Source organism: Aliikangiella sp. G2MR2-5, assembly GCF_015687155.1.
In the GTDB taxonomy this organism is placed as follows: Bacteria; Pseudomonadota; Gammaproteobacteria; order Enterobacterales; family Kangiellaceae; genus Aliikangiella.
In genome coordinates this window covers 1,376,119-1,400,471 of record NZ_JADPQF010000001.1, presented here as the reverse complement: position 1 = coordinate 1,400,471, position 24,353 = coordinate 1,376,119, and the positions used below count along the sequence as shown (strand labels likewise).

At 40.2% G+C, this 24,353-nt stretch carries 22 protein-coding genes; 11 read left to right on the top strand and 11 right to left on the bottom strand.

The features are described 5' to 3' along the window. The first annotated feature begins 110 nt into the window (after positions 1–110). A complete protein-coding gene (locus IYN84_RS05735; RefSeq protein WP_196138196.1) occupies positions 111–1,193 on the top strand; it encodes a c-type cytochrome in 1,083 nt (360 codons plus the stop codon). Positions 1,194–1,347: 154 nt separating this feature from the next. On the opposite strand, the gene IYN84_RS05730 is transcribed toward IYN84_RS05735, so the two are convergent. Further along, complete coding sequence (locus tag IYN84_RS05730) at positions 1,348–1,860, bottom strand: Dps family protein (RefSeq protein WP_210330302.1); 513 nt, start codon at positions 1,858–1,860, stop codon at positions 1,348–1,350. Positions 1,861–2,213: 353 nt separating this feature from the next. Between IYN84_RS05730 and IYN84_RS05725 the strand changes: the two genes are divergently transcribed. The 4 genes from IYN84_RS05725 to IYN84_RS05710 all read left to right on the top strand — a co-directional run bounded on the left by IYN84_RS05725 (position 2,214) and on the right by IYN84_RS05710 (position 6,028). Next, positions 2,214–3,602, top strand: coding sequence for a sigma-54 dependent transcriptional regulator (locus IYN84_RS05725; RefSeq protein ID WP_196138195.1), 1,389 nt, complete (start codon positions 2,214–2,216; stop codon positions 3,600–3,602). Between the two features lie 211 nt (positions 3,603–3,813). Next, positions 3,814–4,677, top strand: coding sequence for a universal stress protein (locus IYN84_RS05720; RefSeq protein ID WP_196138194.1), 864 nt, complete (start codon positions 3,814–3,816; stop codon positions 4,675–4,677). A 52-nt stretch (positions 4,678–4,729) separates the two neighbouring features. Further along, the gene (locus tag IYN84_RS05715; RefSeq protein WP_196138193.1) at positions 4,730–5,188 is read left to right on the top strand and encodes a hypothetical protein; all 459 of its coding nucleotides are present in this window, start codon (positions 4,730–4,732) and stop codon (positions 5,186–5,188) included. 459 nt (positions 5,189–5,647) lie between these two features. After that, on the top strand, positions 5,648–6,028 hold the full coding sequence (locus IYN84_RS05710) for a VOC family protein (RefSeq protein ID WP_196138192.1): 381 nt from the start codon (positions 5,648–5,650) through the stop codon (positions 6,026–6,028). 557 nt (positions 6,029–6,585) lie between these two features. On the opposite strand, the gene IYN84_RS05705 is transcribed toward IYN84_RS05710, so the two are convergent. Further along, positions 6,586–6,984 (bottom strand): ribonucleotide reductase subunit alpha, encoded by a 399-nt coding sequence (locus IYN84_RS05705; protein ID WP_196138191.1) that lies wholly within the window; start codon positions 6,982–6,984, stop codon positions 6,586–6,588. Between the two features lie 146 nt (positions 6,985–7,130). After that, on the bottom strand, positions 7,131–8,174 hold the full coding sequence (locus tag IYN84_RS05700; protein WP_196138190.1) for a zinc-binding dehydrogenase: 1,044 nt from the start codon (positions 8,172–8,174) through the stop codon (positions 7,131–7,133). Positions 8,175–8,351: 177 nt separating this feature from the next. On the opposite strand from IYN84_RS05700, the gene IYN84_RS05695 reads away from it, so the two are divergent. Both IYN84_RS05695 and IYN84_RS05690 read left to right on the top strand, forming a co-directional pair. Continuing rightward, the gene (locus IYN84_RS05695) at positions 8,352–9,191 is read left to right on the top strand and encodes a formate/nitrite transporter family protein (protein WP_196138189.1); all 840 of its coding nucleotides are present in this window, start codon (positions 8,352–8,354) and stop codon (positions 9,189–9,191) included. A 61-nt stretch (positions 9,192–9,252) separates the two neighbouring features. After that, on the top strand, positions 9,253–9,951 hold the full coding sequence (locus IYN84_RS05690; protein WP_196138188.1) for a YceH family protein: 699 nt from the start codon (positions 9,253–9,255) through the stop codon (positions 9,949–9,951). Positions 9,952–9,987: 36 nt separating this feature from the next. Here IYN84_RS05690 and IYN84_RS05685 read toward each other — a convergent pair whose 3' ends face one another. Beyond that, positions 9,988–11,457 carry an aminotransferase class V-fold PLP-dependent enzyme gene (locus IYN84_RS05685; RefSeq protein ID WP_196138187.1) on the bottom strand — a complete coding sequence of 490 codons (1,470 nt, stop codon included), beginning with the start codon at positions 11,455–11,457 and terminating at the stop codon, positions 9,988–9,990. Positions 11,458–11,725: 268 nt separating this feature from the next. Here IYN84_RS05685 and IYN84_RS05680 point away from each other — a divergent pair, with 268 nt between their 5' ends. Both IYN84_RS05680 and IYN84_RS05675 read left to right on the top strand, forming a co-directional pair. Further along, a complete protein-coding gene (locus IYN84_RS05680) occupies positions 11,726–12,901 on the top strand; it encodes a tetratricopeptide repeat protein (RefSeq protein ID WP_196138186.1) in 1,176 nt (391 codons plus the stop codon). 144 nt (positions 12,902–13,045) lie between these two features. Further along, a complete protein-coding gene (locus IYN84_RS05675; protein WP_196138185.1) occupies positions 13,046–15,445 on the top strand; it encodes a DNA polymerase II in 2,400 nt (799 codons plus the stop codon). A gap of 2 nt (positions 15,446–15,447) precedes the next feature. Here IYN84_RS05675 and IYN84_RS05670 read toward each other — a convergent pair whose 3' ends face one another. Together IYN84_RS05670 and IYN84_RS05665 are read right to left on the bottom strand one after the other, a co-directional pair. Continuing rightward, the gene (locus IYN84_RS05670; RefSeq protein WP_196138184.1) at positions 15,448–16,485 is read right to left on the bottom strand and encodes a hypothetical protein; all 1,038 of its coding nucleotides are present in this window, start codon (positions 16,483–16,485) and stop codon (positions 15,448–15,450) included. A gap of 158 nt (positions 16,486–16,643) precedes the next feature. Then, a complete protein-coding gene (locus tag IYN84_RS05665; protein WP_210330301.1) occupies positions 16,644–18,035 on the bottom strand; it encodes a M48 family metallopeptidase in 1,392 nt (463 codons plus the stop codon). Between the two features lie 211 nt (positions 18,036–18,246). On the opposite strand from IYN84_RS05665, the gene IYN84_RS05660 reads away from it, so the two are divergent. Both IYN84_RS05660 and IYN84_RS05655 read left to right on the top strand, forming a co-directional pair. Then, positions 18,247–18,480 carry a sulfurtransferase TusA family protein gene (locus IYN84_RS05660; protein ID WP_196138182.1) on the top strand — a complete coding sequence of 78 codons (234 nt, stop codon included), beginning with the start codon at positions 18,247–18,249 and terminating at the stop codon, positions 18,478–18,480. 17 nt (positions 18,481–18,497) lie between these two features. After that, complete coding sequence (locus tag IYN84_RS05655) at positions 18,498–19,586, top strand: AI-2E family transporter (RefSeq protein ID WP_196138181.1); 1,089 nt, start codon at positions 18,498–18,500, stop codon at positions 19,584–19,586. A 30-nt stretch (positions 19,587–19,616) separates the two neighbouring features. On the opposite strand, the gene IYN84_RS05650 is transcribed toward IYN84_RS05655, so the two are convergent. From IYN84_RS05650 to pyk, 5 genes are all read right to left on the bottom strand, one after another. Further along, positions 19,617–19,811 (bottom strand): hypothetical protein, encoded by a 195-nt coding sequence (locus IYN84_RS05650; RefSeq protein ID WP_196138180.1) that lies wholly within the window; start codon positions 19,809–19,811, stop codon positions 19,617–19,619. Between the two features lie 215 nt (positions 19,812–20,026). Then, positions 20,027–21,442: a PhoH family protein gene (locus tag IYN84_RS05645; RefSeq protein WP_196138179.1), complete on the bottom strand. Its 1,416-nt coding sequence runs from the start codon at positions 21,440–21,442 to the stop codon at positions 20,027–20,029. A 96-nt stretch (positions 21,443–21,538) separates the two neighbouring features. Continuing rightward, the gene (locus IYN84_RS05640; RefSeq protein ID WP_196138178.1) at positions 21,539–21,997 is read right to left on the bottom strand and encodes a peroxiredoxin; all 459 of its coding nucleotides are present in this window, start codon (positions 21,995–21,997) and stop codon (positions 21,539–21,541) included. Positions 21,998–22,032: 35 nt separating this feature from the next. Further along, entirely contained in the window at positions 22,033–22,560 is a 528-nt protein-coding gene (locus IYN84_RS05635) for a glycine cleavage system protein R (RefSeq protein WP_196138177.1), read from the bottom strand. A gap of 154 nt (positions 22,561–22,714) precedes the next feature. After that, complete coding sequence (pyk, locus tag IYN84_RS05630) at positions 22,715–24,160, bottom strand: pyruvate kinase (protein ID WP_196138176.1); 1,446 nt, start codon at positions 24,158–24,160, stop codon at positions 22,715–22,717. Positions 24,161–24,353 lie beyond the last annotated feature (193 nt).

The window sequence follows — 24,353 nt, the reverse complement described above, 5'->3', positions numbered from 1 at the left end:
CTGTTTCTAACATTTCTCATTACATTTTTGTTCGATAAAAGCCCGCCTTTATAGTGGGCTTTACGAGTTATAGGGAGTATATTAATTCTTTTGCCTGAACGGAGATAAAATTGAAAACTATCACTTTGTTGTGCTCTGCATTAGTTCTTTGCTTTTCATCCAGTTTATTTGCTAAAGAATATGAATATGAAAAGCTTGGACCACCAAGAAAATTGACTAAAGAGCAAGCAAAAGTTGCCGAGGCAAATTACAAAAAATATTGTACTTTATGTCATGGTGAAGACCGGCAGGGACATGTAAATGACCACGCTCCGTCTTTAAAAAGTAGAAGTCTTTTCGAATCGGGAGTGCCTCACGCGGTTTTAAGGCCTTTGTCTTATGGAAGAGAAGGGACTGCCATGGGTGGATATCTCGACGAGGTCGGCGGGCCATTGACCTTGGATGAAACCTGGAATCTAACTTACTGGCTCTTTGAGCAGTCTGGAGCAGAGAGGGTAAAGCTATCAACTGAGCCTGTATCTGGTGACATCAGGCGAGGAGAGCAGGTCTATCAAAAAGAGTGTTCATCCTGTCATGGCAAGAATGGTGAGGGGGTTACCGCTCCGGCTCTGGGAAATCCTTCAGCGCTAGCCCACAATACTGATGAAGTGATTCGATACGCGATACGCCATGGTCGTCAGAATACTCCAATGCAGGCTTTTGCCGATAAGCTCTCTGAGCAGGATATCGATAATGTCACTGCTTTTTTAAGAAGTAAGGCAAGTGGCTGGACTTATAAAAAAGCGGTCCTCAAAGAACTACCCAAACCTGAGGAATATATTATTAATCCAGAAGGTGGCGATCCCGGGTTTGAGTTAATGGATGGACTCTATGTCTCTGCTGAAGACCTGAATCAAGCGCTTGTCGCAAAAAGGAAAATGGTATTACTGGATACCAGGGTCCCATCAGTATGGCAAACGGCTCATATTGAAGGATCTGTGCCACTGCCGTATTATGCGGATCTTGATGAAACTGTGAAAGATCTTCCGCGGGATGTACAGATTGTCGCTTACTGTTCTTGTCCCAGAGCTGCTGCTGATCATGTCGTTAAACAACTACGTGATAAAGGCTTTGATAACACCGCAGTATTGTATGAAGGCATTTTTGGCTGGATGCATTTGGGTTATCCAGTGACCAGAAGAGACATCAAGTAACCAGCATACCTTAATTTGTAATAGATTTCAGAAAATGAAATGAGTAAATGAAATGAACTGTTAATCTATATGCGTTAACTTTGAGCAGAAAAAGGCGCCGGTGGCGCCTTTCTGTTAGTAGCGCAATACAAGACCTTTGATTGGCCCTCAGAGCTTAAGAAACCAGTGCATTCAGCATCCAGGCATTCTTTTCATGCTGACCGATTCTATCACTAAGAAGCCCAGCGCTTTCTACATCTTTAACCATTTCAGCTTCTTCCACTGCACTTCTCAGGATTTTGGCACAGTACTCGTTATCTCTAGCCAGTTCGCGTACCATATCCACTGCACCCAGGTTCTTTTTAAAATCCCGGATTGACGCGTAATGGCGTAGTTCATCAAAGTTAATTGGCGTAACAAAGCCAATTGCACGAATTCTTTCAGCAATGTTATCTATAGCGCTGTTCATATCCTTATATTGTTGTTCTGTGATTTGATGGACTGCATAAAATAATGGCCCCGAAATATTCCAGTGAACAACCTGAGTCTTCAGATTCAACATATAACTATCTGCCAGCACTTCTGAGAGTTTGACCGAAAGTAACTTGCGGTCGCTTCGGATGACACCATTGTCCATTCTTGATTCATTGGTGTGAGTATTCAGAACTGCCTTTATTGGCGTATTCATTGTTCCTCCTGTGTTGTGTGGGTTAAGTTTATAATTACAGTTGTTATTGTTACTTCTAGTTAGTGGCAAAATAGAACAACTGCACTAAATGACGATCTGATTCGCCAGTATTTTGTATCAAGCAGGATAGATGCCAGCTTTATTAATTTCTAATATCAGGAAAATTTGAATTAAACTATACAGAGTTCGGTTGGTTTGAACCGCAGACATGTCAAATCAACCGACTGTGCCTGTATTTCAACTTTGCTTCGATTCTGCGGTTTGATGCTGGTTAGAAAGCGAGCCTTTTGAGTTTTACTTTCGTTCAAGTAGAATGTCCTACAAATTAAAAAGAAAAGGATGCTGTTATAGTCGTGGCTAAAAAACGGTTGTTAATAATAGGACAAGATAAAGATACCTTATCGGGAATTCAGAGTGTTTTTCCTGTAAAAGAATGGCAGCTGCTTTCTACGGAAAATTTTCTGTCTGCCAGGGAGGTAGTAAAAGATGGAGCAGAGCCTCAAGTGATCATTGCTAAACTGGAGGATTCTGAGGAAGTCTTCCTTGACTATTTAAAGGAGTTACATGCCGATATTCCTTTTGTTGAGTGGATTATTGTGACAGCCACACAAGAAAAGGAATATTCAACTGAAATTGAAGAAGTAGCTTTCGACTTTGTCAATCAACCGCTTGACCTGAAAAGAATACAAAAACTTGTTAAGCGCGCGTTGAGAGCATCATTACTACGACAACGGCTCAATAGTTATTCTGAAGCAGATAGTTCGCGTTACTCAATTAAAGCGTTTCTAGGAAAGAGTGAACCTGTGAAAAAAGTTAAGGGACTACTCGAACAATTAAAAAGTGTTCCATTAACGAGCATGGTGATAACCGGGGAAACAGGTACCGGTAAAGGTCTTGCTGCAGGAATAGTGCACTACTCGGGACAGCGAAAAAACGGACCATTTATTGAGCTAAATTGCGCTGCATTGCCTAGAGAACTTCTCGAATCTCAACTTTTTGGTCATGAAGCCGGGGCTTTTACCGGGGCAAAATCTCGACATAAAGGTTTGTTCGAGCAAGCTGACGGCGGAACCTTGTTTCTGGATGAGATTGGCGATATGGATCTTGAATTACAATCCAAATTACTCAAGGCAATCGAGGAACAAAAAATTCGCAGACTCGGTAGCGAAAAAGAAATTAACATAGATGTACAAATTATTGCTGCAACTGGACTCGACTTGCAACAGGCCGTTATTCAAGGCGATTTCAGAGATGATTTATACCACAGGCTCAGTGTTTTTCATGTTGAATTACCTGCACTTAGAGAGAGAAAAGAAGACCTGCTAGACTTGGTGCCTCACTTTATCGCAGAGTATAATTCCAAAGCCAAGAAAAATGTTAATTATATTTCTGATGAAACCTGGGAACTATTGCTCGAGTATGATTGGCCGGGTAATGTCAGAGAACTCCGTAATGTATTGGAGCGTTGTGTTCTTTTATCACAGTCAGATGTTTTACCGGTTGAATGGCTTCAACTAAAGCAAGAGATGGCTGCGAATATCGATAGAGAGAAAAGTGCATTTGATGAAGATGCTTTAATAATTCCTCTAGATGGCTCACTGGCTTTAGATGATATGGAGAAAATTATTATTGAAGCTGCTCTCGATAGAACCCAGTTTAATGTAGCTGAAGCGGCTCGGTTATTAAAAACAACGCGTCAAACATTACGCTATCGAATAAAAAAGTTTCACATAACTTCTTAAGACCACTGAATAGAGTGGCTCATATGAACAGGTGCGGTTGTTTTGAGCCGCAATTATCAAATACTATTTCGAAAAGTGATGAATTTTAAAGATTATTGGACTGGTATACCTTTTGCAGTTCTACGAATGACTTAGCTCCAAAGGGAAAGTTGAATTTCCTTCAATGAAATTGAATTGAGCTGATGTATTAACTTTATAAAAGGCGAAAAACATGTCCATAAAAAGAATCTTAGTCCACGTTGAAGATAGCGAAAGTAGTCGTGTCAAGTTGGAAACAGCAATTGGAATGGCAAAACATTTTAATGCAGTTGTATCGGCGGTTTATATAAAAACTCTAGGAGAACAGTCGTTGGTCAGTGCTCTGGCAAATCCGCCGGGCATGATTGCACCTGCTATCACTGAAGAGCTTAAGAAAAACGATGATGTGGCTGTTGAAAGCTTAAATAATGTTTCCCATATGGTAGGGCAGACGGAGAGATTATACCATTTTGAAATCGAATTTCTTACCTATACAGGAGACACCAAACACCTGCTAGCAGAAAAAAGTCATTGCTATGATCTTTTGATCGTTAACTCGGAACTGGAATCTGATTTTGGTGTTGGTCAAATTAGCTCTCCAAGTAATACTCTGGCTACAAAAGCAGGATGTCCCATTTTGGTTCTGCCAGGTGATAGCAATAGTGTGTGTCAATTTGAAAAGCCTTTAATTGCGTGGAACGGAACTCCGGAATCTGCCCGTGCCATATCTGATTCTATGCCAATTCTTGAAAAAGCGAAAAGGGTTTCGGTCGTCAATATGCAAAAAAGACATGCAAATTTTACAAGCAGAGACGAGCTAAATGAAGAGTTGATGCGTTATTTGAAACTGCACAAAATAGATGCTCGATTGCTTAACAAAAAAAACGGGGCAGCAATTAAAGAAAGTGAAGATATTAATAAAGTTATCAACAAGAACAATAGCGACTTGTTGGTACTAGGCGCTTATGGATACTCGCAACTAAGGGAATTGTTTTTTCATAGTCAAACTAAGGAACTACTTAATATTGCGAAGGTTCCTGTTCTATTGTCCAAATAGTCGAAATTCAAAATATGCGAGGTATTTTACCGATAAATACTGGAGGTAAGAGATGAAATTTGTCAGTAATGGAAATCAGATTGAATGTATCAGGAGAGTTAGAGATCTGAGCGATGGCGGTATGAATGACGTGTTAATCGTTTCCTTTGATCAGGAGCAAGAGAGTATCCCTCCCCATGTAGCGGCGTGCCTGTCACCTTTCGAGGTTAAGAAACTAAAATCCTGGCTACATGAAAGGGTAGAGCTTAACAGAAAGTTGGAAAATGAAACAATGGAAGATACTATTTTGGACACTCTTCCTCAAATGCTGAGTATTGCGAAGGAAGCATTAAAGGATATCGATGTAATTGATATTGGACTATTTAAGCAGTTGAAAGTTGAATTGAGGGAGTTTGACGAAATGCTCAGCCGTTTTAGGAACATTTCGAAGACTGATACAATTGAACTCGATAAAATGCAGGATAGTGAGGTTTTAAAAGAAAAACTGTCGACTATTCAGGAGCAACTTTAGTTAAAAGGGCTGGTAACCAGAAAAAATGAGAGCAACTGGCTTGCCGGCTGCTCATTCTGATATTGAGAGAGATAGGGATATCTCTTAATTCATTGATTTTTTTTGCCTATCGTTACTAGTGTCTCGCAATTGTGTGCATTTCGACTCAAATACTAACGCTTGAGAATCTTGTTCGCTTCTGTAAGATAATAATTTTGATGTTATATTTCGCTTTTACGGTTAGACAGTACAGCTATTTAGGAGCTAGGGGGCAAGGAGAGGGATAACATGTAAAACATAAAGTCTCTTATTCCTTTATAATCAATTTGACTGTTTTGTTTAGCTTGGGCAATAAAACCTGATGCTAACATGACGATCAAACTCAACAGGATAAATCGTCACTATGTAGCTAACGCAACGCTCATATTTTTCGAGGCTATTTTTGGTGGCAGTACAATGCTTATAACAACTGGAGTTTAGATGAACCTCAATCAGATAACTTTGCCAGTCAAAGATATGGACAAAGCCGTTGAGTTTTATCTTTGTCTGGGACTTACCCTGATAGTGGACACACCACACTATGCCAGGCTTTCTTCTCCGGAGGGTAACTCAACACTGTCACTATCACTAGTAGACCACGAATTTGAAAACCATTCTGTGATTTATTTTGAACACGAAAGTCTTGAAGCGCTGTGCCAAAATCTTGCAGATAAAGGCATTATTTTTGAACAACAACCAACAGAGCAGAGGTATTTGTGGAAAGAAGCGATTATCAGAGATCCTTCTGGCAATAAGATTAAACTCTATTGGGCTGGAGAAAATCGTTTGAACCCACCGTGGAAAGTTGAAAAACATGTTTAACAGTCCAAATTCTTTGAATAGGAAGTGGACATCCAGTAGGGAAACTATATCTGTTATTTCGCCTACTTTTTTTGAATTTCGTATATGCTTTATAGAGAAAGCTAAGTGTCAACTAACTATTTGAAATTGCTCGGTTCAACTTCAAGTTATGTTAGCGTTAATCTATTTATGAAAGGTGAAATTGACTAGTCGTTTGGAGCAGGGCAAGGTGATGACGATTTTGATTTTACTTCCGCTAAATTTAAATATCGAAAGGATGGAGCCTGGCAGGAGAAAAGGTAAAGCCTGATTGCATGGTAATGACCAATGCTTGATTGTTGTCGGTCTTTATTTTTGAGGATAATTCAGTTGTCTTTACTCTTTAATTATTTGAGCCTATAGTGTTTGGATTTACACTATGGGCTCAAATATAATCAATACAGATAGTTAAATCCAGATATATCAAAGAACAGCATTAGCTGAACTGCACTTTATAAGTGTTATCAATATAAAACTGGTAGTTTCTATTTAAGCTCTGCGAGGCGAATAAAGCTGTGCGTAAAACTTAACAGACGATACTATTCAGCCATCAGCTCAACCATCTCATCATCGCGAGTGAGTATTAGGTATCGCGACAAGTCCGCTGCAGAAAGCAAATCACTGGCCATTTTTTCTAATAGTGGAGCCGCATCTTCTGTGGAGGGGGCAATCTCGTTTTCCCCTGACATTCCTGCGATAAAAACCATGTCCCAGTCAGTGGTGATCTGATCTGCCTCTTTAATAAAATCCATGAGGTTAGTTAATTCCTCGGGCAGCTTATCGACACAGGCTACTGGAGAAATTGTTCCTCGAGCTTTTGATTTCTTAGCCTTGTTATCTCTTTCGCTCTTCGCGAGTAAAAACAAAAGCCTTTGTGGTTTTGATTGTGCTTTTGCAGCTTCGAGCAGGTGTAAAAAATTGGAGTTTGTTTTGGTCATAGTTACGTTTAGTCTTGTATCAGCTGTTGCAAATTGGCCTATTGCCGCTAAAACTAGTCTCTTTTCTCGAGAGATACTCGGTAAAATCGCCGCCAGCAATATTAAGGGTATTATATCTGGAGTGAAACACGAGATAGTGATCGTTATCAATCTTTTGCAGGTGGAGTGAGCAATACTTTACCATCGCTTTTGTTCTCGGCGTAATGTTCAAGTCCATCGAGAAAATCACTAAACCCGTAACATCCAAAAATATCAGTACTAAAAATACCCTGAGCGAAAAGCTGCTGGACCTTTCGGGTCAACACCAGCGTCGAGAACAGGGAAGAGCGTTTTATGTGGGTTGCGAGCCAGAAACCCTCAAGCTTGATGTCGCGAAATATCAGGTCCGAAACGCTGAATTGTCCGCCGATAGGATCATGTGTATCTGTTAACCTTCCGTAGACTATGGCTGTTGACCCTGCGGGCATGCAGCCTAATACTGTCGGCGTATCAATGTCAGCAACGGCATCCAGAAATACCCTGGCATCCAAGGTTGTGCAAGCTTCCTTTAACTCCTGTTTATACTCTTCATTTGTGGTCAACAGAACTTTGTCTGCACCCAGTGATTTTAGCGGTTCAATATTCTTTGGGTTTCTTACTGTAGCGATTGTTTTTATATTATTTAACCTGGCATAACGTATAACGCCTTTTCCGACCTGACTCGCACCGGCATTTATTACTACGGCCTTTGAGCCTAAAGCCATTGCTCTATCAACAAGGCAGACCGATGTACAGGGATTAACTACCAGGGTGGCTGCCTGTTCATCGCTTAATGTGGACTTTACCGGAATAACAAACGCGGTTCTAGTAATCGCATACCTGGCCCAAACACCATCGTTGCCAGGAGTTGCAAACAGGGCCACTCTTTTGCCTTTTAACCATTTACCATACAACCCAGCATTGGCATCAATGACTTCCCCACAAGCTTCAAAGCCAGCGTATGCACCATCAATTGGTGGAACACCATATTTGCCCATTAAATACACAAGATCGGAAGGATTTATTGGAGCCGCCAGAATCTTTACCAGCACTTCGCCGCGTTTAAGTGATGGAATATCTTTTTCAATCAACTGCAACCTCTGAGAAAGAGATATTTCGTCGGAGTCCAATTCCGGTGGAACGAGTTTGAGAGCAAAGCCTTTATTTTTCATATAATTATACTTGTTCAAGTTTTAATGTTTACTCAGGTCAGACCACCATATCTGATAAAAATGATCTTGTAAATTGTATTGCGCTTTTATTATGTTTTATAAAGAGAGAAGATAAATGTTCTGCAGGATTATCGACACAGGCAAGAGCTTCCAATAAACCGAATAACAGGAGATGACATGGATAATTTCTCGATAGATGCCTATACGCCGAAAGAAATTGCCGCCCGAGTGGAAAAGGTTTGTATCAGCAAGACAACAACTAGCCCATTCAAGGTATTCGTTCTTGGAATACTTGCAGGGGCGTTTATAGCTCTCGGTGCAGCGCTCTATACTTCAGTTATTCATGACTCTCAAGGAGTTCCTCTGGGTCTGTTAAAGCTGATAGGGGGACTTAGTTTTTGCCTTGGTCTGGTTCTGGTGGTCGTGGCCGGGGCCGAGCTATTTACCGGTAATAATCTTCTGGTAATTGCTTGTATTGATGGCAAAATCAGTCCAGGACAGCTTCTGACAAACTGGCTTGTGGTGTTTGTTGGCAATTTTCTGGGAGCGTTAATCATTGTCGCGCTTGTATATGTGAGTGGTCTTTGGCAAACCGGTAATGGTATGCTCGCAGAGAAGGTTATACTGCTGGGAGCGGGCAAGGTAGAGTTGAGTTTCTTAGAAGCTTTCAGTCGGGGTGTACTTTGCAATCTCCTGGTGTGTCTTGCTGTCTGGCTTTGTTTTGCTGGACACACGGTAACCGATAAAATTCTTGCTATATTATTTCCTATTACGGCCTTTGTTGCACTTGGCTTTGAACATTCAGTTGCTAACATGTATTTTATTCCAGCCTCAATCATTGCAATCAACGATCCGGTTATTACCCAGTCAATTTCCAGTGATGCCATACTGGTACAGTCAAGTTCGCTTAATTTTAGCGGTTTGCTTGCGAACCTGGTTCCAGTAACACTGGGAAATATTGTCGGCGGAAGTTTATTTGTTGGTTTGGTTTACTATTTTCTTTACGTGAGAGACTAGTAATGCTTCCTCGGCTATTAAAAGTAAATGTTAATCTAACTTAAGGAACAAATACGAAGAAATGAAAATTTTGCTAAATCCAGTTGAACAAAGAATTATTGGTTGCCTGATTGAAAAATCGATTACAACACCGGATCAGTATCCGCTTTCTTTAAACGCCCTGACAAATGCGTGCAATCAAAAGACAAATAGAGAGCCTGTAATGAGTTTGTCAGAAGGGGAGGTTCAGGACTGTCTCGATCAGTTAAAACAAAGGCATCTCGTTATGACTCAGGCAGGTATTTCAAGTCGCGTTGCCAAGTATAATCATCGGTTCTGTAATACTGAATTCGGCGATTTGCAGCTGACAGCACAGGAGCGCGGCATTATCTGTGTAATGTTACTTCGTGGGCCACAAACGCCGGGAGAGTTGAGGGCTCGAACTAATCGTCTATGTGAGTTTGATAATGTCGTCGAAGTGGAGTCTTTATTGCGTGAAATGGCTTCGGTTTCCAAAGGGTATGTTGTTGCCTTGCCCAGAGAGCCAGGAAAAAGAGAGATCAGATATCAGCATTGCTTTCAAGATCTGGAAAACATGGGGGAGATCAAAAGCGAGAAAATGGCCGAACAAGCTTCAGAAAATTCCGGCGTCAAAAGTAGCGATACGATAAGTGGGGATAGCATTGCTGGCGACAGAATTACTCAACTAGAAGAAAGAGTCGAAATGCTGGAGCTCGAAATTCAGGAAATTTACGAGAAACTAAACTCACTTAGTCAATAAACTGTTATTCAGTTAGTTGAAGTACACTTTAATGATTTATTGGCTGTGTGTCATTTCTTTGCCTATTCTGATTACAGCATTGACCAGGCCCTCAACTTGTTCCAACTCCGCCCTTGCTCCAATATAACAGGGGCGTATTGCAAGCTCACCATTCACTTTAGTTGTGCTTGGTAAAAATTGATTTTCTCTAATGAGTCGCCTGTGTAAGACTTGAGTAAACTGATTTAAATCTTTAATTGAAGCATCAACGTATCTGAAGCAGCAAATTGAAAGCTCGGCAGGACTGAGTACTTCCAGGTTAGGATGAGCGCTAGCTAGTTTTTCGAGCAGTCGGGCCATCTCGTTGTGTCGAATGATTCTCTGCTTTAATCCATAAAGGCCTATTTCTTTCAGAATTGCCCAGACAGCAATTCCGCGACAGGGAGCGCTTAGCTCAACACCATAGTCGAAGTAGGGAATACCAAAGTCATCCATTGAATGAGCGGGTTCCTTGTCTGATGAGTGATTATCTTGCTGGGCAAGTGCAGAGCCCTCCAAATAATCGGCCGGTTCTTGAGTAAAGGCTCGCTGTAACAATTCTCTGTCTTTAACGAATGTTGCTGCGACACCTACGGCAGCGCCTAGCCACTTGTGCGGGTCTACGATGACAGAGTCTGCATGTTCAAGGCCTTTGTATTTTTCCTTTAAACGATCATCAAGAATGCCTGGAAGTCCATATGCACCATCAACATGGAACCAGATTTCGTGTTCTCTAGCGATACAGGCTATCTCGTAAACAGGATCGATCATTCCTCTGTTTGTGGTCCCTGCATTTGCCACAACTGCGACCTGACATCTATTCAGAGTAGCGTTCGACTTAATCGCCTGGGACAAGGCTCTCACATCCATCCTTCCCAGTTTATCGCAAGGAATTATCTGAACGTTTTTCCGTCCCAAACCAAGCACTCCGGCCGAACGTTGAATCGTGTGGTGACATTCTTCACTCGCATAAATAATACCTGGACTCGTTAAACCGTCAGCGGCTGGATCATAGCCCAGCTTTTCATAAGCACTTTGTCTCGCTCCGCCAAGCGCAATCAAGTTTGCCACTGAGCCCCCACTGGAATAGACGCCTCTCAGATTTGCCACACCACAAAGCTCAGCTAGCCAAAGCAAACTTAGTTCTTCAATAAAATTAAAGGCGGTTTTTAAATAACGTTGAGGTGAAGCGACGGAGGCTGCCGTGGTAGCCAGCACTGAGCTTGTGGTCGCTCCGGTTGTTATGAAAGCGCTAAAATTTGGGTTCGGAACGGGAGAACCATTTGGGATGACTAGTTGATTGAGCTCTTGCACAAGCTTATCTATGCCGATTCCGTCTAATGGTAGAGGTTGTTCAATTTTGTGTTGCCAGTTTTGACTGTCAGTAAGGGCGTCGGGGTGTTTGAATTTGAGAAAATTATCCAGCGAATGACCTATTTCTTGAAGGTATTTTGCAAGATGATTTATTTCTGCTTTGTCTGTTTTCATTGAAATATTTCCTGCAGCCTGGTTGTCTGTTGCAGCTATCGGGAACTAGCAGCATTATTCTCAAAGTCTTTTCTTATGTTTCAATTTAGTTCGCAGCTATGGTTTCAGCAAACTAATTTGAAAAATAATTTATGATGCATTTTTCTATGGGAACGAGTTGAACTTCTGAAAATAACAATTGAGACTGTTTCATTAATTATTAAATTCAATCTTTTTATACCGTTATTGATTGGAAATCAAACCAAATAAGGCTTAAACTAATGTTGTTATGCGATGTATTGTTCTGATTCTAGCATTGTTGATTAGTGCTTGTGCAAACTTTTCTCATCAGGTAAAACCTTTTAACCTGAATGATATTCCTTCACCCCCAATCAGCTCCCAGCTTTTCATTGATAGTAGTAATGTCGTTGTTGAAATAGATGATGTATTTCGATTAACAAAAGCACAGCAAGAAGACTTTTTTAAATATTATAATCGTCCTAAAAATCGAAATTTGTACCCCAATAAAAGGATCTATCAATATTTGACAGAAAAAATGAAAGGATTTAATTTCTATTCAGATACTCTAACCGCAAATGAAGCTATCTCGCAAAAGCTTGGTAATTGTTTGAGTTTGGCTATAGTAACTCATTCACTTGCAACACTTGTTGGAGTTGAAGTTCAGTATGAGCTAGTGGAAACTCCTCCGATATATCAGAGAGAAGGGGAGTTTGTACTTAGTTCGCAGCATGTCCAGACGCTACTGTTTGAACCTGAACCGGGAGATTTTTATGGCCAAGCGCCTCTATGGCGTGGGTTTATTAGAGTCGACTATTATCCTGCACAAGGTACGGAGACCCTGCGTAAAGTTTCGACAAAAGAATTTTACGCCATGTTTTATAGAAATAAGGCTGCTGAAGCTATGACGAAAGCTGATTATGAGGTGGCTTTTCAATATTTACGCAAGGCGTTAGAGCTAATAAAAAATGACAATCAGGCTATCAATATGATGGCAATAATTCATGAACGCAAAGGTCATAGCGAGAAGGCTGAAGAGTTATATCTTTACGCGCTTGAGTACGGAAGAAAAGACGAGCAGTTTGAACTGCTATTTAATTATCATCTTTTCCTAGAAAGTCAAGGCCGTCATAGCGAAGCGCTTGAGATACAGAGAAAAATTGCTTATCAACAAAATAAGAACCCGTACAAATGGGTAAATTTGGGGGATAGCGCATTTGCTCATAAAGATTACTCTAGTGCGTTAGGTTTTTATCGAAAAGCATTAAAGCTAGCTGATTATTTGCATGAGCCTTATGCTGGTATAGCAAAAGCTCAGTATCAGCTTGGCAATGTGAAAGGCGCACTTAGAAATTTTAAGAAAGCAATCGACAAATCACATGATGATAGTATTAAAAAATTGTATTTTTTAAAGTACAACTTACTTAAAAAAAGAGTGAGTAGCTAGCAAGGCTAGTATGGTCTTTAACTCATTTTTTGCCAGTGTTTCGCCCTGTTTATAGATAAACACGCGTGGATAATATAATATACCGGTCTACCTCAATAGTATTCCCCAATATATAGAGCTTTCGTGCTCTTTCATTTTTTATTTATGTCAGAATTTGAATTGAAGTCAGGTTTTATCTTAAGCAAGAGGAGCTTTGACCTAAACAAAAGAGCGGCTATCAGATATTGGTTAAGTACAGCTGATGGTCCGCTTCAGATTGTTATCGAAACAGAAAAGCCTATGTTTATGGTGGAGTCAGTGCAATATAGGTTTCTTGTGGACGAGCTTAAGCAGGAAGGGATACCTTTTCTCCATAAAGAACCAACGCTTAAAACCTTCAAACAAGAACCGGTGACAGTTGTTTATTTCTATTCATATAAAGATTTTTATAATGCAAGGACAATAGCGGAAAACATTAGTGTGACTACCTATGAATCGCATATAAGAATGGAAGACCGGTTTTTGATGGAACGATTTATTTACGGCTCTTTAAACTTGCAAGGATGTATTGAGAAAAGAAAGGGCTATTTTTATTGTTTGAATCCGCGAGTCAAACGGGCAGACTATACACCTGAACTCAAGAAACTTTCTATTGATATAGAATGTAGTGAAGATGAAGAATTGTTTAGTATCGGCTTCTATTGCAACTCAGATAATGTGAGCTTTGAAAAAGTATTGATGATAGCAAGCGCTGCGCAAGCAAGTTGTTACACCATTATTCCCGATTTTGTCGAGTGGGTTGCAGATGAGAAGGTACTATTAAAACGTTTTGTTGAAATAGTTTCGGTTATCGATCCGGATGTTATTGTTGGATGGAATGTGATTAATTTTGATTTCAGAGTCCTACATTTTAGGGCTCTGAGTCTAGGTCTCGATTTAAAGTTGGGCAGGAATGGAGGCAGTGCGACATGGGTTGATAGTAAAACGAACAAGGGACAAGGATATATTGATATTCCTGGGCGAGTTGTTGTTGACGGGATTTCAGCATTGAAGGCAGAAAGCTACTTGTTTCCTAACTATTCTCTCGAGAATGTTGCTCAATATTTTTTAGGTGAAGGTAAATCGATTGATAATGTAAATGAAAGATTAGAAAAAATCATGAGAAATTTTAAAGAGAATAAAGTGGAGCTTGCCACATATAATCTTAAAGATTGTGAGCTAGTATGGCGAATTTTCGAAAAAACCAATGTTTTGGATTTCTTGATTTTCAGAAGTAAGTTAACCGGGTTGGTTCTTGATCGAGCAGGCGGTTCAGTTGAGTCATTCAATAATTTATATTTACCTAAACTTCATAGAAATGGTTACGTGTCTCCAAATCTTCCTCAAAGTGGTGGATTGGTCAGTCCGGGCGGATATGTTATGGATTCAAAGCCCGGGCTCTATGAGAATGTAATTGTACTGGATTTCAAAAGCCTGTATCCCTCTATAATCAAAACCTTCAAGATAGATCCATACGGTCTCGTTGAAGGTACGGTTAATGAAACTAACGCAATAGAGGGATTTAAAGGAGCAAAATTTGATCGAGATGAGAATATTCTACCCCAGATAATTGCGGAGTTATGGGAACAAAGAGAGAAGGCAAAAAAAGCGAAGGATAGCGCCAAGTCACAAGCAATAAAGATATTAATGAATTCTTTTTATGGGGTACTTGGTTCTGGTGGGTGTCCATTTTACGATCCTAAACTGGCTAGTTCTATTACAATGCGCGGACATTGGATTATGAAGTGGACTGCACAATGGCTGGAAAAAGCCGGATACGAAGTACTTTATGGCGATACGGATTCAATCTTTGTATTGCTTGATAGTGGTTTAGCTAGAGAGAACTGCATTGAGATTGGCGAGCGTTTAAAAATGAACATTGATGCTTTCTGGAAAGCAAAACTGGAAAAGGAGTATCAGATAGTATCTTTTCTTGAAATCGAATTCGAAACCCTCTTTAGTAAGTTTTTTATGCCCACTATTCGTGGTGCTGAAAAAGGAAGTAAGAAGCGGTATGCGGGGCTAACTCGAAACGGCCGAGAAAATACTCTTATTTTCAAGGGACTGGAAAATGTCAGGACTGATTGGACGCAGATTGCAAGAGAATTTCAATTTCAACTTTACTGGACAATATTTGAGGGTAAAAGTCCTGTTGAGGTTGTCGAAGAAACCGTGAATGCAATTTATAGTGGACAAGTCGATGAAAAACTGGTTTATCAAAAAAGATTGCGGAAGCAATTAGAGGAATATAAATTGAGCGTTCCACCTCATGTTAAAGCCGCTTTAAAAACTGAGGTTTTAAGAGGAAAAGAGGGTAAAAAGCCTCTTTATACAAATTTAGGAAGTATCCATTATTATATTACGATTAATGGACCCGAAGACATAGCTTATGTAAGCTCACCTATCGACTATCAACATTATATCGATAAACAGATAAAACCTATCGCAGATGCTATTCTTCCATTTGTTAATTTGGAGTTTGATGAAATAGTAAATCGTCAATACACACTGTTTAATGATGTATAACTCTACAGAATTTTTGTCGCTCTAATCAAAAAATCGCCAATAATGCCTCTGTCACCATCCACTGTATTATAACTTGATGTGGACTGAAGCAAGTTTTTTCCATAATAGCTCTGACTTTCCTCAATGCTATTTAAAAGCAATTCAGTTATTCCAAAGCTGGATAGCTTCTGTAAAGAGATCGCTTCTGTCGCTTCAAGTGATGTAAGAGTCAATCTCTCATAGACAGGGTCATTTTGATCAATTTTCATATTGCCGTCTGCATCATATTTTGAAAGTTCATGAAATCCGTCTGACGCGCCATTTTGGTCGCCAAAAAGCTCCTTCCCACTGTCAATTACCCCGTTTTCATTTAAGTCCAGAGCAAGGAAATAATTACCATTAGCTAACGCATCAAACTTGTCTGCAATACCATCACCGTCAAGATCAAATACAATATCATGATCGCTTTTAAACACTGATTCTGAATTGTTAATGCTTAATATTAGTGGATCAACCATTTGTTCTTCTTCAGACATGAGTGTGGTGTTTACAACTGAAATCTCCAGATCAATAGTGAACACTTCATTAAAAGCAGTAACTTCAACGTCTTTGTTGGTAAGTTTTACAAAATCTAGTTCATAGCTTAACGAAAAATTGAGTTCAAAAACTGAAAAGGTTTGCACCGAGGTGCTGCTCGTATGAGAAGATTTGTAGAATGAAGCTGCATAGCTTTCAATAGTTAAGTCGATTTCCACAGAGTGCATGAATAAATCGCTTTTTCTGTGCTCTTTAATGGCTGATGCTGTAATGCTCTCTTCCGTTTTTAGTCCTTTTCTTGCAATTCTTTCAATCGCTCTTAGCAGTTGATAGGCAAGGTTCTTCTGCTTTTCTCTTATCAAATTATCGCTTATGTCAAGCCCTTCTTTTTCTATATCAACCTTGTTGTTTTCTCTGATCTGTTGTTGTCTGTCAGGGAAGGGCTTGTGAGTTTTGGTTAATGATGGTTTTTGTGGGCCAAACGATTGACGAGAAAAATTAGAGTGGCCTGGCATAATATCCACTGTAGATCTCCGATAATTTAAAGCGCTGTCGTACCTCATCTATCGGATATTCTAATGATGACTTTAAAAACTGCTCATTAAGGTATTACAAAGAGCTCAGTTATAACGATGTTATTTAAGCCGTCCGAATACTTTGGACTTGATAATTTAGGCAAAGCCTAATGCCGTAAACTTCTTTGTCTGATAAATTCTTTAATTTTGGTCAAGTGAGAGTTTATTCTGGCCCTTGCATATGGGTCATCGGTATGAACATTTAGGGCTTGCTCAAACTGAATCCTTGCACCGACAAGATCTCCCATTGCAAGAAGGTAGTTTCCCTCAGTTTCAAACACCTCGGATGGATGTCCTGAACCGTCTTGAGCTTCGGACAAAAGTTTTAATAAATATGGGGCGTACTCGGTCATGTGGATATTGGCGAGCAGTAGCTCTCGGGCTTTAGAAAATTGTTCCGCAGCCAAATATAGCTCTGCCAGAGTTTCTACTAGCGCTTGATTTCCTGGAGATTGAATTAACAGTTGCTCTATCTTTTTTATTGATTTTTCTGGTGTTTTTCGTTCGATATCCAGTTGAGCAAGTGCTATTGTATAAGAGGGTTGCTGTGGATCTTTAAAGCGTAAACCTGCTAGCAATTTTTCAGCAACTTCAAACTTTTTGGCTCTTATCATGAAAATTGCATAGCCGTATTTTTCAGCATCTGATTTATCTTTTTCGCTGGCAAATTTCTTAGTCATTGAATCAATAGTTACAGGATTGATTTTCGCAGTGAGTGCTGCAACTTTCTCCTTCATTAGTTGATATATAACTCTGTTGTTACGATAACGCCTTGGATATTCTCTGGCTCTTAATCTTGCATCCGTTATACGAGAACGAGAAAGAGGGTGAGTTCGTAAAAACTCAAAGGCGTTTGAATAGTATCGCGAATTCTCTTGCATTTTTTCAAAAAAGCTTATTGCGCCGTTCGGGTCAAAGCCCGCCTCATATAGGGTAGCGATACCAATTCTATCTGCCTCAGCCTCATTTGAGCGGGTGTGGTTGATCATCGCTTGCTGAGCTAATCCTTGTGCTCCGGTAAGTGCTCCGACTCCCGCTTCGGTACTTTTACTTTGACTCGCAATCAAAATTGCAGCAGCAAATGCGGCAAGAGAAGGGAGGGTTAACTGGTTTTGTAATTCAAGCCTTCGAGCCAGATGCCTCTGGGTAACGTGGGCCACTTCATGCGCGATGACAGATGCTAGTTCACTTTCATTTTCTGAACGGGTAATTAAACCAGTATGAATTCCGATATAGCCTCCTGGCAAAGCAAAAGCGTTGATTGATTCATCCAAAATTACAAAAAAGGAAAACTTTCTGTCTTGAGCAGATGTGTTGTGCTCGACCAGTTTGAAGCCAAGGTGTTGAATGTAGTCATTGATCTCTGCATCATTGATTATTGGCGCAATTGCTCTAATTTGTCGCATATAATCGTCGCCAACAGCTTGTTCTTCGCTAATACTTAAAATACGAGAAGAACTACTGCCGATGTCTGGAAGCTCAGCTGCAACTACAGACATAAACAGGAAACTCGCGCTCAAGGCTAGTGTAAGCAGTTTTTTCAAAATAGTACTAATCCACAGTTAATTGATATTGGGGTAAAATAGTTAAAGAAAACAATAAGATTTCGAATTAAACGTATTTGCTTATGAGAACACATTCAGTATTATTAGTTCCATAAAGCTTTCAGATAAAATAAGTCTATCACTAATGACAAAGCTAGAAAACAGCATGGCAAATTACGACCAATTATTGGATGCCTCAGGACTTTCGTGCCCTATGCCACTGCTAAAGATGAAGCAGGCGTTACATAAGCTTTCGGCTAACGAAACACTCTTAGTAAAAGCCAGCGATCCTGGCTCTTTGAGGGATTTTGAAGCTTATATTAAGCTGACCCCTCATCATATGACTCATGAGTTGAGAGATGGGGTCTACTTATATCTAATCACTAAGGTAGAGCAATAAAAAGGAACTATAGTCCTATGACAAAGTTGTTCGTTCGTTGGTTTAAAAGAAATTTTTCTAACCCTCAGGCCATCATTTTAGCTGTATTGCTTTTAATATTGTTTACCGGGATATGGCTTGTTGGTCCGATAATTATGCCTCTTTTGGTTGCAATAGTAATTGCATATTTGCTTGAGTGGGCCGTTACCGCTTTACAGAGCTATAAAGTGCCAAGAGGTGGGGCTGTGGTTATTGTATTCTTGGGGTTTGTGACCTTGAGCCTTACTGTATTGATTGGAATATTTCCACTGATTGGTAAACAAATAGAAACGCTTTTTTCTGATTTGCCATCTATGGCTGAACAAATGAAGTCTATGTTATTAAAATTGCCTGAAAAATATCCTCAGTTGGTAAGCAAGGAAAAGATAGAAACAACATTTCAGCTCGAAATTTTACTAGAACAGTTTAAAGGAAGCCTGGGGAATATTGTCTCCTTTTCCCTGGCCAGCTTTAAAAATATCGTATCGGTTATGATTTATATGATCCTGGTGCCCTTATTAGTTTTTTTCTTACTGAAGGACAAGGAAAAGATATTAAACTGGTTTCTTCGCTGGCTACCTGACGAAAGGCAACTTTCAACGCGCGTATGGCAGGAGGTCGATGGTCAAATCGGCGCATATGCTCGTGGTAAGGTGATGGAAATAATTATCGTAGGAGTCGCTAGTTACATTGCTTTTGCATTTTTTGGGCTAAATTACGCCTTATTACTTGCAGTGTTGGTCGGTTTTTCTGTTCTTGTGCCATATATTGGAGCTACTATAGTAACGATTCCTGTCGCTTTGGTAGCCCTTATTCAGTGGGGACCTAGCGAAACCTTTGTCTATTTACTCGTCACCTATTTAGTTATTCAAGCTTTAGATGGAAATATTTTAGTTCCATTGCTTTTTTCAGAAGCCAATAATCTTCACCCGGTAGCCATAATTGCAGCAGTTCTGTTTTTTGGTGGCATTTGGGGGTTTTGGGGAGTATTTTTTGCCATACCGCTGGCTACGCTTGTTGTAGCGGTTATGGAGGCATTAGATGAAGCGAAGAAAGAGCAAAAGCTGACAGATGAATTAACTGAATAATTTCTGTCAGCTCATTAACGATTGGAATATTTAGTCAATTTTTACCTTTTTTCTAGGCGGATTTACCCATACCGTTTTAATTGAGTGAGGGCTAGACATGCTAGCCTGTTCGATCTTTTTCATTTTCTCTTTATCAACGACTATTCGATAATCACCAGGTGTATTATTACTGGCACAAGCCGTTAAAGTAAGAGATAAAACTAACGTGAAGAGCTTTGCTTTCATAATTGCCTCCGATAGAGTTGCCTTTGCAGCAATAAAAATAATCTTATTATAAAAACGAGATTATTTTCCTGTGCTTACTATTAGACTAGGTTAAAAATTGAACAGATCCAAGCGAAAAGTTGTTGAATTTTTATTCCATTTCCTGATTAGATTTTGAGATATTATGAAAGGACCAGTGAATAGATTAATGCTGGTCCTCGAGCTGGAAGGCTAACTTAGAGATTATCTGAAGCAAAATCAGCTAGTCTGGAGCGTTCTCCTCTGTGAAGTTTTATATGGCCGCCATACTGCCAGTTTTTAAATCGGTCTACCACATAGGTAATGCCCGAACTGCTTTCTGTAAGGTAGGGAGTATCAATTTGAGCGACGTTGCCCAAACAGACCATCTTAGTCCCAGGTCCGGCACGTGTAATCAAGGTTTTCATCTGTTTTGGTGTCAGGTTCTGAGCTTCATCGATGATTACGAACTTATTGATAAAAGTCCGTCCTCGCATAAAATTCAGCGAGCGAACTTTTAGCCATTTTTGCAGAATATCCTGGGTTGCTTGTTTACCCCATTCATCATTAGATTGGGAAGGAGAGAGGACTTCAAGGTTATCGGTAAAAGCCCCCATCCAGGGATTCATTTTTTCTTCCTCTGTTCCTGGTAGAAAACCTATATCTTCCCCTACGGGTACCGTTACTCGGGTTACGATAATTTCATTATATATCTTTGTTTCTATGGTTTGTTCTAACGCTGCTGCGAGTGCTAACAGCGTCTTACCTGTACCTGCAGGCCCTTGTAGAGTGACAAAATCGATTTCTGGATCCATCAACAAATTTAGCGCAAAACTCTGTTCAGTATTCCTCGCAGTGATTCCCCATACATCATTAGCAGGAGAAGAGTGGTCTTTAGCAAGTTCAATAGTCGCAGAATCTTCTTCAATCTTTCTTACAATAGCAACAAAGCCGGAGCCATCATCCATATAGATAAACTGGTTAGTTACCCAGCTTTTTACTAAAGGTCCGGAAAGTTTGTAGAAAGTACGTCCTTCTTCTTGCCACGACTTCATTTCTTTATCGTGCGACTCCCAAAAGTCAGCAGGCAATTCGCTTTGGCCGGTAAACAGTGTTTCGAGATCATCTAAAACTTGATCATTAAAGTAATCTTCTGAATGAACGCCCAGGATTTTTGCTTTTATTCGAAGGTTGATATCTTTTGATACCAGTGTGACCAATTTGTTCTTATTATCTTGCTGTAGCCTATGGGCAATACTAACAATGGTATTATCGACTTTACTGGAAGCCAGGCCAGACAACATTTTTGTTGGTTCAATGTCGCTGGTCTGAAAGAAAAGCAAACCGTCGGTGCGATCTTCTTTGGGTAAATAAGGAGAGTTACCTAAAGGTAGTCCTTTGCTTATTTCCTCTTCGCTTGCTTGCTCCATTAAGGTATCAAAATAGCGACTTACCTGACGTGCATTGCGTGCGACTTCTGACATACCTTTTTTGCCATTGTCGAGCTCTTCGAGAACAACCATCGGTATGTAGACATTGTGTTCAGCGAATCGAAATATAGAAGTTGGATCGTGAAGTAATACGTTTGTGTCTAACACAAATAGGCGAGAACCAGAAAACTTCAATCTTGGCATCGAGTATTCCTTATTTTCAAGGAAGAGGTAATTTAAGACGAACCTGAAACTTTAATTCAGCATTCGCCTATGCCTCTTTGTTAAGAATATGAGGTCTTACAATTGCCTTACAGCCTCTAAAACCTCGTCTACGTGGCCTTTGACGCGTACTTTCCTCCATTCATTTGTCAGCTTGCCGGTTTTATCGAACAAAAAAGTGCTTCTATCTACTCCGAGATACTCCTTTCCGTAAAGTTTTTTCAGCTTGATCACATCAAACTTTTTACACAGTTTTTCTTCTGGATCTGAAAGAAGGTCAAACGGGAATTCCTGTTTTTCTTTAAATCTCTCATGAGATTTAATTGAATCTCTGGAAACTCCGAAAATTAAGCAGTCCATGTCAACGAACTCTTTATACAGGTCTCTGAAGTTTTGACCTTCCGTAGTGCAGCCAGGGGTGCTGTCTTTGGGGTAAAAGTAGACAATAACGTTATTGCCTTTTAGTTTAGATAAGTTTATTTTTTGTTCCCCGGTTGCCTCGACAACCAGGTTAGGCAGTTTTGAGCCGATTTTCATTGGTGATGATATCCCTCGTTTAATTTAAGTATAGATTATTGTGCGATAGGATCCATAGTCCCATCTAAATTTGTTGTTGCACAGAAGTCATTGAATTTGTCTTTTATTTTGGATACAGATTGATCGGTGTTTATCCCTATAGTCAATTTTATAGCGCCAATCATTGCTCCTGTCTGCTGAGCAGGATAGGTATTGCAACTCATCTCTTGAATATTAATGTTCAATTTTGCAAAAAAATTAGTGATTTCTTTGGTGATTCCTGGATTGTCTAATGCGATTATTTTAATTCGATAGGGGAGTTCTTGTTTGGACTCTGCCTTATCGGTTCTTTGCATCATTGTGGTCATTCCCAAAGCCGAAGCCTTTTGGGGGAGAATATGCTCGAGCTTTGCAACCGCGTTCCACTCTCCTTCAGCCATCAAAACCAGGCTAAAAGTATTTCCCATCGCTTTCATTTTGCTTTCAATAATATTGCAGCCGCAATAAGTCACCAATGAGGTCACCTCATGTGCTATGCCTGGTGTATTTGGGGCAATTGCGGAAATGATTAGATAACTGGCCATTTTTTGTTCTATTCTTCTATAAATGCTAAACCACTTAGGGTTGAGTATAAGTGGTTTAGACAAAAGAGTGAATAGCTAAAAATGCTTAGACTTTGCTCAAAAATATCTCAAAGAGATAGTTAATCGCAGTTACTATAGAAATATAGAGCAGGGTCTAAACTATTTTACCGACCTTGAGTATTTTTAAAGCGTTGGTTCCCCCAAGAATCCCCATGTGGTCGCCTTTGGTGAGCAGTATTAAATCACCTTCTTTAACCACATCACGTTTAACTAATTCATCGACCGCCAGACGATTAACATCATGTCGAGCTAACACCGTAGGGTCGAAGCTGATTGCTTCAACACCTCTATATAGAGCCATTTTTCGTTTGGTTTCTTTTAAGCGAGTGAGTGCATAGATAGGCATACCACTCCTTATACGAGACATAAGAAGCGGGGTAGAGCCTGATTCGGTTAAGCAAACGATGGCTTTAATATCGGAAAGGTGGTTTGCAGCAAACATTGCAGCCATAGCAATTGTTTCATCGATTTCAGTCCACTGAAGCTCGACCCGGTGGCCAGAAATTTGAGTAGACTTCTGGCGTTCTGCGCCAATGCAGACTCGCGACATTGCTTCTACAACCCTTATCGGGTGTTCACCCATTGCGGTTTCAGCAGAGAGCATCACTGCGTCAGTACCGTCAAGTACGGCATTAGCTACGTCAAATACTTCGGCTCGAGTAGGAATTGCGTTGGTTATCATTGACTCCATCATTTGGGTTGCAGTTATTACTGCTCTATCTAAAGCTCTGGCTCTTTGAATTATTTTTTTCTGTACGCCAATTAATTCAGCGTCACCGATTTCTACGCCCAGATCGCCTCGAGCAACCATTACAGCCGATGATGCCTTGATTATTTCATCTAAAGTTTCATCGCATGATACTGTTTCTGCTCTTTCTATTTTTGCAACGATTCCTGCGTTACTGCCAGCGGCTCGCGCTAATTTTTCGGCGAAACGTATATCTTCTGCTGTTCTTGGAAAGGAGACCGCTAAATAGTCGACCCCCATTTGGGCTGCTAACTTAATATCTTCCATATCTTTATTCGTTAACGCCGGTGCTGACAGTCCACCGCCCTTAAGGTTAATTCCTTTATTATTAGAAAGCTGTCCGCCAATGATAACTTCAGTAATCACCTTGCTGCCATCAATCGCTGTAACTTCAAATTCGAGCCGTCCATCGTCAAGTAGCAGAATATCCCCAACTTTGCAGTCGTTCGGGAGTTCCTTATAATCTATGCCTACCTGTTTTTCATTTCCAGCGTCATTCTCCAGCTTACCGTCGAACACAAACGGCTGGCCCTGTTTTACCTCGACTTTGGTGTTTTTAAAGCGCGCTATCCTGATTTTAGGCCCCTGTAGATCGCCCAGGATGGCGACGTTATGGCCAATTTCTTTCGCCACTCGTCGAACCATCTCAGTTCTTTTTAAGTGGTCATCCGCAGAGCCGTGTGAAAAGTTCATTCTTACCACATTTGCCCCGGCTATAAACAACTCGCGCAGCGCGTTTTCGTTATCGGTGGCAGGACCTAATGTAGTGACAATTTTGGTGCGACGTTTCAAAATAGACTCCGTTTGACTAATTCGGTTAGCAAGCTTGGTTAATATTTAGTCGTTACTAGATGGTTTATAAAAGTTTTATAATTTTTAGTAAATTTTAACCTTGAAAAGGGCAAGATGTAACCCAATTGTTAGGTCAATAAGTAATTTTTGTCCTGTAGTTTGCTTCTGAGGCGACTATACAGGAGCATTATTC